This is a genomic window from Bizionia sediminis (assembly GCF_042684585.1).
Classification (GTDB): domain Bacteria; phylum Bacteroidota; class Bacteroidia; order Flavobacteriales; family Flavobacteriaceae; genus Algorimicrobium; species Algorimicrobium sediminis.
Genome location: NZ_JBHULS010000002.1, coordinates 562,074 through 576,477 on the forward strand (window position 1 = coordinate 562,074; position 14,404 = coordinate 576,477).

Genomic DNA, 14,404 nt, shown 5'->3' on the forward strand with positions numbered 1-14,404 from the left:
TAAAATATGGAGTATTTAAGAAAACTGTTTATTATTAGCTTTTATGCTATTATTGCTATCACTTTTGTGGCAGGCGGTTTTTTACAACTTATTATTGGGTTCCCTAATACGCTGTTAACCTATATCTCAATATTTATTATTTTGTTTTTTATTACGGCTTACTATTATACCAAGCAAATTGTAATATTAAATAGGGTTGTGCTGTGGTTTTTAGCGTTTGGGTTTTTAATAGTCTTAAGTGCTTTAACTAATTTAACATCGGGGTTAAAAACAGTACTGTATTTACTCTTTTTTTTATTGCCTTTAGGCGTGTATTTGTTTTTTCGTATTAACAAAAAAGAGGGCTATATAAGTCAGTTGTTTATAAACCGCTTATTCTTGATTATTGCTTGTGTTCAGTTGCCATTAATGATGCTCCAAAAAATAGCGTATCCGGTTCTTGTTCAAATTAATAGAAGTGGTCAAGGTATTATTGAAGCCGATATTATGTTTGGAACCTTTTTTTTAAAGGCCGACCACGCTTTAGGTTTATTTTTATTATTAAATGTTTTTAATATTCTTGAAAACAACAAGAATAAAGAGATTACAAAGTACCCCGTTTTAATTTTCTTGTATTTGGCATTTACAATTCTATATTCGGAATCCAATATTTCTAAATTAATTTTAATCCTTATTTCGGTATATTCTATTTATAAAATAGTACCCAGAAAATTAAAACTAATTGGCTTTTTTATTGCTTTAGCTTTTTCCACTGTTTTTATTTCTCAAATTAAAAAGATTAAACCAGTACAGAGCGAAATTCATTTTATTTACAATGAATATAATAAAGAAAAATCGATAAGAAATTTTGAAAGAGGCATAGCCAAACGGCCTCAAGTTCTTATAGCTTACGCCACACACGTACCACTTAAAATTATTGGAGACGGACCGTACTCTTATTTCAATATTCTGAAAGGGAAATTTACAAATACCCAGCATTTTTCGCAGATAATTTGGAGCTACGCCGACTTGGGGATTTTGGGCCTATTGTTATTGTTTATTTTGTTATTCCGGCTCGCAAAAAGTTTGGATGTTCCTAGGTATCAAACTATCTTTGTTTTTTCTGTTTTATGTACATATGCCTTTATGACCACCATTTTTGGTGATATTGGAATAATGGTAACAGTATTTGGAATTTTTAAACAAAGCACAAATTAATGAATATTGTAGTTGTTCCCTTCCACGATTGGCGTAAAATTATTTTAGAAGGTTGCAGGACTCGGGACGCTCACTTTATAGGGGAATTAACCAAAACACCTGGTGTTACAACCCTTATTATTAACAGGCCAACAACCCTTTTAGAAATTCTAATAAAGAAAAAACCAAATCTCATTTCAGGTAAGGTAATACTGGCAAAGTCCAATTTTAAATTATACGAGATAAAAAAAGATGTCTATCTTGTAGATTATGTTTCTAAAAACATGTTCTCACAGGCGTTTACAGGCTATAAATGGTTTATAAATCAATATGGCAACAAACAGTACTTGGCCTTTATAAAGGACTGTTTAAGGCTTTTAAACATGGAGTCTAAATACTGCCTACTTAATCAAAATATTTTTGCATATAAATTATCGGAACAGTTACACGCCCCACTTTCTATATTAGATGCTTGGGATAATTTCTTAAAATTTAAAGTGTACAAACATTTAATGCCGCAAATAAAAGCGGGCTACCATACGTATGCAAACCGAGCGCATTTTTGGATTACAAATTCTAAAGATAATATTACTGCTTTTAACAAGGCTTACAAACCAAAGAAATTGGTGCTCATAAAAAATGGTGTAGATGTCCAGCGTTTTGTGCAAAATACCGTTTTACCAAAACCAAAGGATATGCAGGCTATTCCGCACCCAATAATTGGTTTTGGGGGTAAAATAAGTCAGTTGCTAGATGTAGCCCTAATTAATAAAGTTACCAAATTGGCACCAAATTTATCGTTTGTGTTTGTAGGGCAAATATTGGATAAACAAGTTTACAAACAGATTATTAAACGGCCTAATGTTTTTTTTCTGGGCGATAAGCATTACGATACCTACCCCATTTATGTTAAACATTTTGATGTGTGTATTGTGCCGTATGTTGTGGCAGATCAAAAAAAATCTGGCGCTAACTCAATAAAGGTTTACGAGTATTTAGCAACGGCTAAAAAAGTTGTAGGTACCAATGCAAATGGGTTGGAAGATTTATCGGAATATGTTTACATTGCTAATACACCTCAAGAGTTTGTAAATGAAATAAACGCCACCGAAAACAAGAAAGCGCCCCTAGTTTTAGAAAACCATTCCTGGGAATCGAAAACGCAACAACTGTTAAACCTTGTAAACAATGCTAGCACAAATTAGGAACCACAATACTAAAAGCGTTCAAGACGTGCTTTTGGGGCTTGTTGCTGCTGCGTTACTTTTTAAACTAAACATTGCCAACCTAGCTGTAATACTAGCTGTAGTTTATAATATTGTTTTTTTTAAACGAGAAACGCTTAAAAAACTTAAATCCTTTGTTTTTGTTTTTCCGGTAGTATTTTTTGTTATTACTGTTTTAAGTAGTGTATTTAGCAGAAATTTTCAGGAAGGGATACGGTCTATAGACCTAAATTTGCTCATGGTATTATTGGCATTTATTGTTGCTAATGCTACCGTTAATACCAAAACGGTTACTACTGTATTTCGGTTTTTATTTTATGCAGCGGTGTTAAGTGTATCGGCCTTGCTAGTGCATGTGTGTATTAAAGTGTTTAATGGCGCCAGTATTACAAGTACGGTTTTTCATGAGTTTACAGCACTTTATGATCAGCATCCGGTTTACTATGCTATCTTGTTATCCTTGGCCTTAATTTTTTTGTATGTTAATGGGCAATCCATTTCTAAATATGTAAAAGCGTATGCTGTTTTTGTTTTAATAGTAGGATTGGCCTTTTGCGCTTCCAAGGCGGTGTTGTTTTTTAATGCGGTAGCTTACACCGTTTTACTGGTTCTAAAATTAAACAATCTAAAAGCCAAGCTTAAATTTGTGCTTGGGTTGCTTGTCGTGGCGTTAGTGTACAATACACCCTTTGTAAAGGAACGATTTGTAGATGGTTTAAAATTTCATAAAAGCACACTTAATTTTAAACCCACCAATGTTTATCCGGAAAAGAAAATTTTTACTTACGAAGAAAAGCAAGCCATTAGCGATTTAGAGTTGCGGTATATTATGGCAACTTTAGGTATTTATCACACCCTAGAGTCTGGAAATGCCTTAACCGGTTTTGGCGAAGGGGATATTCAAGATAATCTGGATTATTATTACCTATCGTACAATTTAGCACCTAATTGGAATGAAGGTAAAAACATTCACAATCAGTACATTCATATGTTTATTACGTATGGCGTTTTTACATGCTTGTTTTTTATCTGCTATATGGTATATAGTTGTTACATGGCTATACGAAGTAAAAGCATTTTGCACATCTTTTTTATAGCTTTAGTGTCATTTGTTTTTATCTTTGAAGTAATTTTAGTGAGAAATATAGGCATTATTCTATTCTATTTTTTTAACACACTTCTGATAGCAAAACATATTTATTTTGAAAATAGCAATTTTAGGAACAAGAGGCATTCCTAATTACCATGGTGGATTTGAGCAGTTTGCAGAGTTTTTTGCTGTTTTTTTAGTTGAAAAGGGGCACGATGTTACGGTTTATAACTCCAGCCAACACCCCCATAAAGAAAGCTATTTTAAGGGTGTAAAAATTAAACATTGTTTGGACCCGGAAAAAACCTTGGGCACGCCGGCTCAATTTGTTTACGACTTAATGTGCATTTTGGATACCAGAAAAAACAACTTCGATATCATTTTGCAGTTAGGTTATACCAGTAGTTCTGTGTGGCATTGGTTTTTGCCAAAAAATGCCGTTATTATAACCAATATGGATGGTCTGGAATGGAAACGAAGTAAATATTCTAGAAAAGTACAAACCTTTTTAAAATATGCCGAAAAACTGGCCGTTAAAAGTAGTCATCATTTAGTGGCCGATTCTATTGGAATACAAGCTTACCTAACGGATACGTACCAAAAACAATCCACTTATATCGCATATGGGGCACATGTTTTTAAAACACCAGATAGCACTGTTTTAAAAGCGTATAACGTAGCGCCGTATAACTATAATATGCTTGTGGCACGTTTGGAGCCAGAAAATAATATTGAAACAATTTTAGATGGCATAAGTCAGGCAAATAGCAAACAAACATTTCTAGTGGTTGGCAAACACGATGTTAACAAGTTTGGAGCCTATTTAAAAGAAAAATATCAGGATTATCCGCACATTAAATTCATTGGTGGGGTATATAATTTAGCACATTTAAATAATTTACGCTATTTTTCTAATCTGTATTTCCATGGGCATTCTGTGGGTGGTACAAATCCATCGTTATTGGAGGCCATGGCTAGTAATGCGTTAATTATTGCGCACAATAATGTTTTCAATAAAGCTATTCTTGCAGAGGACGCTTATTACTTTAAAACCCCTGAAGAGGTTGTCTTTTTTGCAAACAGTTTAAACAAATTAAATAACAAAACGCTTATTACTAACAATGTAAATAAAATTGCTACTAAATTTAATTGGGAAAAAATTAACCAAGCATATTTAAGGTTGTTTGAAAGCGTTCTTACAAAATATTAAAAATTTAAATTATGAAAATCAAAAACATTTGTTGTATTGGTGCTGGTTATGTTGGAGGCCCTACTATGGCTGTAATTGCGCAGCAATGTCCGGATATAAACGTGGTGGTAGTAGATATTAACGAAGCGCGTATTGCTGCTTGGAATGATGCAGATTTAAATAATCTACCTATTTTCGAGCCAGGTTTAGATGCCATTGTTAAGGAAGCACGAAATAGAAATTTGTTTTTTTCAACAGATGTAGAAAAAGCCATTACCAACGCCGAAATGATTTTTATTTCTGTAAATACACCAACCAAAACCTATGGTAAAGGTAAAGGCATGGCAGCCGATTTAAAATATATCGAGTTATGTGCCCGTCAAATTGCTAAAGTGGCCAAACAGGATAAAATAATTGTTGAAAAATCGACATTGCCCGTACGTACGGCATCGGCCATAAAAAGTATTTTAGACAATTCAGGCAACAAGGCTTCTTTTCAAATATTATCGAACCCCGAGTTTCTAGCCGAGGGCACCGCTGTACAGGATTTGTTACATCCAGATCGCGTGCTTATAGGTGGCGATACCTCACCAGAAGGCGAAAAAGCCATTCAAGCACTAGTGGATGTTTACGCGCAATGGGTGCCTAAAAACCGAATTTTAACTACCAATGTGTGGTCTTCAGAATTATCCAAACTAACCGCAAATGCCTTTCTTGCACAACGCGTTTCTTCCATTAATGCCATGTCCGAAATTTGCGAAAAAACAGGTGCCGATGTCAATGAGGTAGCCAAAGCTATTGGCATGGATACCCGCATTGGACCAAAATTTTTAAAAGCATCCGTAGGTTTTGGAGGGTCGTGCTTTCAAAAAGATATTTTAAACCTTGTTTATATTGCTAAATCCTACGGTTTAGATGAGGTTGCCAATTACTGGGAGCAGGTGGTGCTTATGAATAATCATCAAAAACAACGCTTTTCAGACCATATTGTAAAAACGCTATACAATACCGTTTCTGGCAAGAAAATAACGCTTCTGGGTTGGGCCTTTAAAAAGGATACAAACGACACGCGCGAGTCGGCAGCCATTCAAGTAGCCGATAATTTGTTAAGCGAGCAAGCTCATGTAGTTGTATACGATCCTAAAGTGGCTTCGGAGCGTATTTATGCAGATTTAGAATATTTAAATACCCGGTTGCCAGAGCAAAACAGACAACTTTTAACGGTTGAAAAGGACCCTTACAAAGCTTGTAAAAATGCGCACGCCATTGCTGTTTTAACCGAATGGGACGAATTTACAACTTATAACTGGCAAGCCATTTTTGACGCCATGGAAAAACCAGCATTTGTATTTGACGGTAGGGGTATTTTAAACCAACAAGAAATGGAAGATATAGGGTTTATTTACTATAAAATAGGAAGCCAACGGCCAAATTTTATGCAGTCTAACTAATTAATAATAACTGGATATAATTACAACATTTGCTAGGTAGCATAAGGCTCTAGTAATTGGCTTTAAAGCATTAATTTATTTATGAAAAAGGTATTAATAACAGGGGCAGCAGGTTTTTTAGGTTCGCATTTAAGCGACCGTTTTATTAAAGAGGGCTTTCAGGTTATCGGAATGGATAACTACATTACGGGCGATAAAAAAAATATTGCGCATTTAATGGAGCATGAAAACTTCGAATTTATTGAACACGATGTAACGCAATTTGTAAAAATAGATGGACCTTTGGATTATATTTTACATTTTGCATCGCCGGCAAGCCCAATCGATTACCTAAAAATACCCATCCAAACGCTTAAGGTAGGCTCTTTAGGGACTCATAACTTATTGGGTTTGGCAAAGGCTAAAAAGGCTAGAATACTAATTGCCTCCACGTCCGAGGTTTATGGCGATCCGCTTGTACACCCACAAACCGAAAACTACTATGGTAATGTAAATACCATAGGACCACGTGGCGTTTATGACGAAGCCAAACGGTTTCAGGAATCGATAACTATGGCATACCACAGATTTCACGGTTTAGAAACCCGCATTGTGCGTATTTTTAATACCTACGGACCGCGAATGCGCCTAAATGATGGGCGTGTAATTCCAGCCTTTATGGGGCAAGCACTACGTGGCGAAGATTTAACGGTGTTTGGTACCGGTGCACAAACGCGTTCATTTTGTTATGTAGACGATCAGGTAGATGGTATTTTTAAATTACTTTTTAGTGACTACGCCTACCCCGTAAATATTGGTAACCCGCACGAAATAACTATCAAGGATTTTGCCGAAGAAATAATAAAACTAACCGGTACCAATCAAAAAATAGTTTACAAAGCTTTGCCAACAGACGATCCGTTGCAAAGACAACCAGATATTTCGTTGGCAAAAAAACTATTAAACTGGACACCAAAGGTGGACCGGGCAGAGGGCATGGCCAAAACGTTTCAATATTTTAAGCAGCTAACACCAGAGGAACTAAACAGAAGCGAGCACAAAGATTTTTCCAAGCATATTAAAGCATAATGAGTCAAATAAAACACGGTAGATATTCCATTTATATAAGGCCTATTTCATATGCATTCGATTTAGGTGTTATAAATATCTTGGCGGTGTTTTACTTTTTTCCTAACATTAACCCTATTCCTTTTACCATTGTAACTACTTTGGGCTGGATTTTTATATCTGTAAAGTCTGGATTTTACGAGGTTTTTAGATACACAAAAGAGGTAACCATTATTTCATTGGCTTTTAAGCAAATGGTGCTGTTTGGGTTGTTTGTATTTGCTTTTTCTGGCTTTTATAGCGAACTAGATTTGGAACCTCGCACTATTTTAAAATACATTGGTGCCGTATTTTTAATTGTTACTGCATTTAAAATTACGTTTTATTATTTGTTGCAAAAATACCGAAGTGTTTTAGGAGGCAATTTCCGAACTACCGTTATTATTGGACGGAATAAACAATCCGCCGATTTAGAAAAATTTTTCAATACCAGACCCGAATATGGCTATAAGCTAAAAAAAACCTTTAGTTTAAAAGATAAAAATGGTAGCACGCTAGAAGCCTGTTTTAAGTTTCTTAAAGAAGAAGCTATCGAAGAGCTGTACTGCTCCGTATCTGAACTTACCAATTCGGAAATGAGTCGGGTTATCGATTTTGCCGATAACAATTTAATTGTACTAAAGTTTATTCCAGATAATAAGGATATTTATGCCAAAAAATTGCGCTATGAATACTACGATTATATTCCGGTTTTATCTCTTCGAAATATCGCTCTGGACGATCCCGCAAATTTATTTGTAAAGCGCTTTTTCGATATTGTTTTTTCTGCTTGTGTTATTCTTTTCATCTTATCCTGGTTAACACCCATTATTGCTATCCTTATTAAATTAGAATCCAAAGGTCCTGTGTTTTTTAAACAAACCAGAAATGGGTTTAATTACCAAGAGTTTAATTGTTATAAATTCCGCTCCATGATGCCTAATAAGGACGCACATTTGTATCAAGCTACACGGGACGACCAGCGCATAACTAAAATAGGTAGGTTTATACGCAAAACCAGCATTGACGAATTGCCTCAATTTTATAATGTGTTTTTTGGCGATATGTCTGTAGTAGGGCCCAGACCACACATGGTAAGCCATACAAATATGTATGCCAAGCGTATAGATAAGTTTATGGTACGCCATTTTGTAAAGCCAGGAATAACAGGTTTGGCTCAAATTAGTGGGTTCCGCGGCGAAGTAGAAACCGATAAGGACATTATTGGCCGTGTTAAATTCGACATATTTTATATTGAAAACTGGTCGCTTCTATTAGATTTAAAAATCATTATTAAAACCTTTTTAAACGCCATTAAAGGCGAAGAAAAAGCCTATTAAAGCAATTTTTTCAGCTGTGAGAGTTGCTTGTTAAAGTCGAAATTTTTTTGAGCCGTTTGTTGTATAATAAGACGGTTTTTACTGTCTATTCCCGCTGTTGTTAGCGTTTTAATGGTTTGGTTTAATGCCTGATAATTTCCAGCTTCAACAACCCATCCTAATTCGTACTGTTTAATGAGCGTTTCACCTTCGCCTCCACCAAAATAAAGCATAGGAATTCCTAGCCTGGCGTATTCAAATATTTTGGATGGTACTGAACCATAAATTCTATTTAGTAACGGAATAATGGTAACATCATAACGGCCTAACACTTGGTGTAGCGCGTTCCTGGACACTTCGCCATGGTACACGATGGGTAATTGGGGGTTGCTATTAATAAACTGAACGATGCTTTCTTTTTCTGCACCTGCCCCATAAATATGAAACACTATATGCGTGTAATCCAAACTGGTACAGAGTTTATAAATACCTTGTGCAACACCCAAGAGGCCGGCATAAACCAGCGTAATTTTGTTAGCATTTTTTGAGGAATCTAATAAAATGGGCGGCTTAAAGTTGGGGTAATTTCGGTATAAGAAGGTTTTTTTTTCTGGAAACATACCACGTATATGCGCAATAATTTCGTGGCTTTGTCCCAATAGTAAATCGGCTTGGTTGTAATTAAATCGCTCTATTTTTTCCAAAATTTTATAACTAAAATTCTTTTTAAAAGCGCCTAATTCTAAACCCGCCATAGGCCATAAGTCGCTTACATTTAAAATAAGTTTTCTTTTTTTGCGTCTTAAGCACAACATGCAAGTAAACGCAACTACCAGTGGGGGCGATTGCACGATAACAGTATCCGGAATTTTATGCCAAATAAAAAACCAAATTAAACTTAAACTATAGGATATCATGGCCCACAAGCGTAGTAACTTGTTTTTAGAATTGCTAGCGTACAACCATAACCGGTGTACTGTGACATTCTGTTCTAGAACCGTTTGTTTTAATTTACCGCTGTAGGCCTTAAAAATACTTCCTTTTGGGTAATTGGGCATGGGCGTAACTACAGATACCCTAAAATGGTGTTTTTGTAATCCCGTTGCCAATTCAAATATACGGTTGGCAGCAGCGCCGCTTTCTGGCGGGTAGTAACTAGTAATAATTAAAATACTTTTGGCCATTAGGGTTGCTTTACAACAGAGGAAAACTGTTTTAATTTACCACTTTTACTTCTCTTTAAGTTGGTGGTGCGTTCAAAAATAAAGGTTAAATTAGGTTCTAAATAACGCGTCATTTCGGTAATAACTTCTTGTTGTTTAGCATGGGTTAAACTGCTTGCACTAACATAGGTTATTTTAAAGGTGTTAGGCTCCAATTGTTGAATGGTAAATTCGCGTACCAAGCCCTCATTTTCAATAATTTGTTTGGTTATATAATAAAAGGTTAAGCCGGGAGCTATTTTACCGCTGGGTAACATGGCAAAATCTGTGCAGCGCCCTGTTAGCTTTTTAAGTATGGGTTTTTGTAAAGTACTATTTTCCGTAAGGCTTCCAATATCACCAATATCGTATCGAATAAACGGATGTGCTTTATTGTACAAAGAAGTAATAACTATGCGGCCTTCTTGGCCCAATGGTACTATTTTGTTTTGTTCATCTACAATTTCAACAAACAACGTTTCACTGGTTATTTGCCACTGGTTTTGGGTATTTTCAAAAGCAATGATGTCCAATTCCGATGCACCATATTCGTTTACAACAGGAACACCAAACTGTTTTTCCATAAGTTTTTTATCGCTATCAAAAAGCATTTCGGAAGTTACAATGCATACCTTTAGTGTAGGACATATTATTTTTAAAACTAGATTCTTCTGCTCCAAATACTTGGCAAACTGTACAATAGTACTGGTATAGCCGTTTATATACTGAAATGCGGTAGACTTAAATTTTTCTAAATAAGCCTCCAGAGCCGCGGCACTTAAATTAAAAACAGGAAACCGATACCGGTTGCTTAAAACGTCTTTAAGGCGCTCTTTATAATAATCTTTGGTGTTTAGTGGAATGCCATAAAACCGGGCTTGTTTGGAATTGTTAAAGTTTAAACCATACCAAGAAAATCGGTTTTTTATAACAGCCCAAGTAAGGGCGTGGCAGAAATAATCTTTCGCAAAAATAAAAGGTTCGCCAGAAGCACCGGAGGTTTTATTAATATAAACTTGGTTTTTACTGTAGTTTCTAGATAAACGTTTTGCCAACGGCTGTTGTAAGTCTTGCTTGGTAATAATGGGTATTTGGCTCCAACTTTCCGGGTTAATGTTTTTTACAAAATCCTGATAAAATGGATTGTTTGCCATATGGTAGGCAACAATATCTGTTTTTTTCTCTGCTACATAGGCTTTAAACGCATCGGCTTTTAGGTTTTGTACAACCATTAAATGTTTTTCGGCTAGCTTTATGGGGAATCCGTTAAGTTTTAATGAAAAATCGAATAAGTTCAAACCAAATGGCGTTTATATGTTTTTGTAAAATAATTGCTTTTTAAGTTTAAAAGCAATTATTTTTGCAGCAAACAGCAACAACTACAATACAAAAAATATGAATATTTTAATACTAGGATCTGGCGGCAGAGAACATACATTTGCATGGAAAATAAAACAAAGCCCGTTGTGTAACACACTTTTTGTAGCGCCGGGTAATTCCGGAACGGCAGCCATTGCAAACAATGTGCCCGTAAGTGTAACAGACTTTAAGGCCATAAAAGAACTGGTGTTGGATAAACATATTACTATGGTAGTAGTGGGCCCTGAAGATCCGCTGGTACAAGGTATTCACGATTTCTTTTTACAGGACGCGGCTCTAAAACATGTAGTGGTAATTGGTCCGCAAAAAGCTGCCGCCCAGTTGGAGGGTAGTAAAGCATTTGCCAAACAATTTATGATGCGCCATAACATACCTACCGCTGCTTACCAGAGTTTTAATGCCGAAACAGTGGAAGCTGGTTGTGCCTTTTTAGAAACCTTAAAACCACCTTATGTTTTAAAAGCAGATGGTTTGGCGGCCGGAAAGGGCGTGCTTATACTTAATGAGTTAGAAGCGGCTAAAACCGAACTAAAAAATATGTTGTTAAATTCTAAATTTGGCAGCGCAGGAACAACCGTAGTTATTGAAGAATTTTTAGACGGTATTGAATTAAGTTGTTTTGTGTTAACAGACGGTAAAAACTATAAAATATTACCAACTGCCAAAGACTATAAGCGTATTGGAGAAGGCGATACAGGTTTAAATACGGGTGGTATGGGAGCCGTTTCGCCTGTGCCTTTTGCCACAGCAGAATTTTTAAATAAAATTGAAGAGCAGGTTGTAAAACCAACAATTAGCGGACTTCAAAAAGACAATTTACCCTACAAAGGATTTGTGTTTATTGGCTTAATAAAGGTAGGCAATAGCCCTAAAGTTATTGAATACAATGTGCGTATGGGCGATCCAGAAACCGAGGTGGTTTTACCCCGTTTAAAAAACGATTTGGTTCAGATATTTCAGGCAATGGCTACTGAAACACTAGATGCTATTGATATTGAAATTGATAAGCGCGCCGCTACAACTGTAATGTTGGTGTCTGGGGGTTATCCAGAGGCTTACCAAAAGGGGAAGGAAATAAGCGGATTAGAAACCATAACCGATTCGCTAGTATTTCACGCAGGTGCCATACTTGAAAATGAAAAGGTAATTACATCGGGGGGAAGGGTTATGGCCGTTACTAGCTATGGCAATACGTACCAAGAGGCACTAAAAAAATCGTATCAAAACATAGATAAGCTATATTTTGATACGATGTATTATAGAAAAGATATTGGATTCGATTTATAGATAACTGTGCGAGGTAATGCTTTTATCTTCCTCGTTGTTGTCGTTAAACTTCTTTAGTTGAATCATCCAGTAAACAAATGCTACGGCTCCAATTATCATAAAAAGCCAATTTACGGCATTGGCTGCAAACCAATTTTCTAACTCTAAAACAGCAAAAGCATCAAAAGGAGCAAATAATACATTTACAAATAAGTCCTCGATGGCATAAAAGAAATCTGTCATGATATAAATTTTTAAAGCTCAAAATTATGAGCGTTGAATGTCTGTATAAACTTCTGTAAAGGCAAAATTACATCTTTTTCAAAAGAAATGTAAATTATTTGTTGAGAATATTAGTAATTTACCCAATTTACTTAACGTCCAAATATTTTAGTGCGTCCAAAATAATGATTTCAAAGTTTTTTAAAAAATCCACACCCGTACATTTTGTGCTTGTATTACTTGGTTTGTTTGTGGGTTTCGGCATTGCCAATTATCGCTTAAGTTCTGAAGTTTCTATTTTATGGGCAGTTCAAAAACTAGGAATCTTTATTATTTGTTTCGCTGCGTTATTTGTTTTCGAGTTCTTTTCAAGCAAAAACAAACTCACACAAAAAAACAGTTACAACCTCCTGTTTTATGGCTTGTTTATGCTGTTAATGTTGCAAACATTAACACATACAAAATTAATTGTGGCGCATTTTTTCATCTTACTAGCTTTACGGCGCTTGGTTAGCTTGCGCTCGCAAAAAGATGTTAAGAAAAAAATATTAGATGCTGCCATTTGGATAAGTTTGGCTAGCTTGTTTTATTTTTGGAGCATCTTATTTTTTGTAATACTCTACGCAGCGCTTGTGTTGTATGTTATAAACGGCACAAAAAATTGGCTTATTCCGGTTGTAGGGGCTTTATCTGTGGGCTTAATTGGTTGCACGGTTTTAATACTTTTGGGTATTCCTGTTTTGTATTTTATACAGCAAATTAATACCAGCATTAGTTTGGATTTTAGTGCTTTAAATACGCGGCAGATTATTATTGGAGCTACTTGTTACTTGTCGTATTTTGTTTGGGCTTCGGTTTATTACCTATTTAATATTAAAAACAAAGCCAAAAATTACAGGCCCTCCTACATGCTTATTTTATTAACGGCCATTATTGGTTTGCTAATTATTGGTATTGCGCCAGAAAAAACGGGCGCCGAGTTTATTTTTTTGGTGGGTCCGTTGGCACTTATTGTAACAAACTATGTAGAACATATTTCGGAAAAATGGTTTCGCGAAATTTTAATTTGGCTGCTTATTGTAGCTACAGGTTTTGGTCTAATTTTGTAGTTTTTGGCCAAAGGCTAAATCGCCAGCATCGCCCAAGCCAGGCATAATGTAGCCTTTGTTGGTTAATTGGGCATCTACCGTGGCAATCCAAAGGTGGGTGTCCGCACTAAAATGTTTTGCAACGTATTCCAAACCTTCTTGTGCACCAATAACACTTACCAAATGAACCGCTTTTGGCTTTCCAAAAGGCTTTAGCGCTTCAAAAGTAGCTACCATAGACTGCCCAGTGGCTAGCATAGGATCTGCCAAAATAAGTGTTTTGCCTTCTAAATCTGGACAGGCCAAATATTCAACAACTATTTCAAAACTTTCCGGGTTGTGTTTATGGTGTCTGTAAGCTGAAATAAAAGCATTTTCTGCCTTATCAAAATAGTTTAGTAAACCGTTATGTAGCGGAACACCAGCGCGTAAAATGGAGCATAAAACAATATTGTCTGTGGCTATAAATTCGGAAGCCGTACCCAGTGGTGTTTGAATATTTATGGGTTCGTATTGCAGCGATTTGCTTAATTCATATCCCAAAATTTCGCCAATGCGTTCTATATTTCGTCTGAAACGCATGGCGTCTTTTTGAATGTGTTTGTCGCGCATTTCAGAAATGAAAGTATTTAAAATTGAATTGTTGTCCGAAATATTATGAATATGCATCCTGTTTTTGTTTTGAACCGTAAAGTTAATAAATAGGTTT

Annotated in this window: 13 protein-coding genes; 9 read left to right on the forward strand and 4 right to left on the reverse strand. The window is 35.7% G+C overall.

The annotated features are described in order from the left end of the window. Positions 1–6: 6 nt before the first annotated feature. From ACFSQP_RS06870 to ACFSQP_RS06900, 7 genes are all read left to right on the forward strand, one after another. On the forward strand, positions 7–1,197 hold the full coding sequence (locus tag ACFSQP_RS06870; protein WP_376892726.1) for a hypothetical protein: 1,191 nt from the start codon (positions 7–9) through the stop codon (positions 1,195–1,197). Further along, positions 1,197–2,381 (forward strand): glycosyltransferase, encoded by a 1,185-nt coding sequence (locus ACFSQP_RS06875; RefSeq protein WP_376892728.1) that lies wholly within the window; start codon positions 1,197–1,199, stop codon positions 2,379–2,381. The genes ACFSQP_RS06870 and ACFSQP_RS06875 overlap by 1 nt, the downstream gene beginning before the upstream one ends. Continuing rightward, positions 2,365–3,642: a hypothetical protein gene (locus ACFSQP_RS06880; RefSeq protein WP_376892730.1), complete on the forward strand. Its 1,278-nt coding sequence runs from the start codon at positions 2,365–2,367 to the stop codon at positions 3,640–3,642. The genes ACFSQP_RS06875 and ACFSQP_RS06880 overlap by 17 nt, the downstream gene beginning before the upstream one ends. Next, a complete protein-coding gene (locus ACFSQP_RS06885) occupies positions 3,605–4,702 on the forward strand; it encodes a DUF1972 domain-containing protein (RefSeq protein WP_376892732.1) in 1,098 nt (365 codons plus the stop codon). The genes ACFSQP_RS06880 and ACFSQP_RS06885 overlap by 38 nt, the downstream gene beginning before the upstream one ends. 11 nt (positions 4,703–4,713) lie before the next feature. Then, complete coding sequence (locus tag ACFSQP_RS06890; protein WP_376892734.1) at positions 4,714–6,132, forward strand: UDP-glucose 6-dehydrogenase; 1,419 nt, start codon at positions 4,714–4,716, stop codon at positions 6,130–6,132. Between the two features lie 81 nt (positions 6,133–6,213). Further along, positions 6,214–7,200, forward strand: coding sequence for a UDP-glucuronic acid decarboxylase family protein (locus ACFSQP_RS06895; RefSeq protein ID WP_376892736.1), 987 nt, complete (start codon positions 6,214–6,216; stop codon positions 7,198–7,200). Next, a complete protein-coding gene (locus tag ACFSQP_RS06900; protein ID WP_376892739.1) occupies positions 7,200–8,558 on the forward strand; it encodes an exopolysaccharide biosynthesis polyprenyl glycosylphosphotransferase in 1,359 nt (452 codons plus the stop codon). Before ACFSQP_RS06895 ends, ACFSQP_RS06900 begins: the two co-directional genes overlap by 1 nt. Here ACFSQP_RS06900 and ACFSQP_RS06905 read toward each other — a convergent pair. After that, the gene (locus ACFSQP_RS06905) at positions 8,555–9,721 is read right to left on the reverse strand and encodes a glycosyltransferase family 4 protein (protein ID WP_376892741.1); all 1,167 of its coding nucleotides are present in this window, start codon (positions 9,719–9,721) and stop codon (positions 8,555–8,557) included. The two genes, ACFSQP_RS06900 and ACFSQP_RS06905, sit on opposite strands and share 4 nt — an antisense overlap. Then, positions 9,721–11,037 carry a phenylacetate--CoA ligase family protein gene (locus ACFSQP_RS06910; RefSeq protein WP_376892743.1) on the reverse strand — a complete coding sequence of 439 codons (1,317 nt, stop codon included), beginning with the start codon at positions 11,035–11,037 and terminating at the stop codon, positions 9,721–9,723. Before ACFSQP_RS06910 ends, ACFSQP_RS06905 begins: the two co-directional genes overlap by 1 nt. Before the next feature lie 97 nt (positions 11,038–11,134). Here ACFSQP_RS06910 and purD point away from each other — a divergent pair, with 97 nt between their 5' ends. Continuing rightward, positions 11,135–12,406, forward strand: a complete 1,272-nt coding sequence (gene purD, locus ACFSQP_RS06915; protein WP_376892745.1) for a phosphoribosylamine--glycine ligase — start codon at positions 11,135–11,137, stop codon at positions 12,404–12,406. On the opposite strand, the gene ACFSQP_RS06920 is transcribed toward purD, so the two are convergent. Beyond that, a complete protein-coding gene (locus ACFSQP_RS06920) occupies positions 12,401–12,628 on the reverse strand; it encodes a DUF6341 family protein (RefSeq protein ID WP_376892747.1) in 228 nt (75 codons plus the stop codon). The genes purD and ACFSQP_RS06920 overlap by 6 nt on opposite strands. Positions 12,629–12,792: 164 nt before the next feature. Here ACFSQP_RS06920 and ACFSQP_RS06925 point away from each other — a divergent pair, with 164 nt between their 5' ends. Next, positions 12,793–13,716: a DUF6427 family protein gene (locus ACFSQP_RS06925; RefSeq protein ID WP_376892749.1), complete on the forward strand. Its 924-nt coding sequence runs from the start codon at positions 12,793–12,795 to the stop codon at positions 13,714–13,716. Here ACFSQP_RS06925 and upp read toward each other — a convergent pair. After that, positions 13,705–14,364: a uracil phosphoribosyltransferase gene (gene upp, locus ACFSQP_RS06930; RefSeq protein ID WP_376892751.1), complete on the reverse strand. Its 660-nt coding sequence runs from the start codon at positions 14,362–14,364 to the stop codon at positions 13,705–13,707. The genes ACFSQP_RS06925 and upp overlap by 12 nt on opposite strands. Positions 14,365–14,404: the final 40 nt, after the last annotated feature.

What these genes read in the sequence shown, in the direction of transcription:
- ACFSQP_RS06870 (WP_376892726.1), top strand. Translation starts at nt 7, where the DNA reads ATGGAGTATTTAAGAAAACTGTTTATTATTAGCTTTTATGCTATTATT.
- ACFSQP_RS06875 (WP_376892728.1), top strand. Translation starts at nt 1,197, where the DNA reads ATGAATATTGTAGTTGTTCCCTTCCACGATTGGCGTAAAATTATTTTA.
- ACFSQP_RS06880 (WP_376892730.1), top strand. Translation starts at nt 2,365, where the DNA reads ATGCTAGCACAAATTAGGAACCACAATACTAAAAGCGTTCAAGACGTG.
- ACFSQP_RS06890 (WP_376892734.1), top strand. Translation starts at nt 4,714, where the DNA reads ATGAAAATCAAAAACATTTGTTGTATTGGTGCTGGTTATGTTGGAGGC.
- ACFSQP_RS06895 (WP_376892736.1), top strand. Translation starts at nt 6,214, where the DNA reads ATGAAAAAGGTATTAATAACAGGGGCAGCAGGTTTTTTAGGTTCGCAT.
- ACFSQP_RS06900 (WP_376892739.1), top strand. Translation starts at nt 7,200, where the DNA reads ATGAGTCAAATAAAACACGGTAGATATTCCATTTATATAAGGCCTATT.
- ACFSQP_RS06905 (WP_376892741.1), bottom strand. Translation starts at nt 9,721, where the DNA reads ATGGCCAAAAGTATTTTAATTATTACTAGTTACTACCCGCCAGAAAGC.
- purD (WP_376892745.1), top strand. Translation starts at nt 11,135, where the DNA reads ATGAATATTTTAATACTAGGATCTGGCGGCAGAGAACATACATTTGCA.
- ACFSQP_RS06920 (WP_376892747.1), bottom strand. Translation starts at nt 12,628, where the DNA reads ATGACAGATTTCTTTTATGCCATCGAGGACTTATTTGTAAATGTATTA.
- ACFSQP_RS06925 (WP_376892749.1), top strand. Translation starts at nt 12,793, where the DNA reads ATGATTTCAAAGTTTTTTAAAAAATCCACACCCGTACATTTTGTGCTT.
- upp (WP_376892751.1), bottom strand. Translation starts at nt 14,364, where the DNA reads ATGCATATTCATAATATTTCGGACAACAATTCAATTTTAAATACTTTC.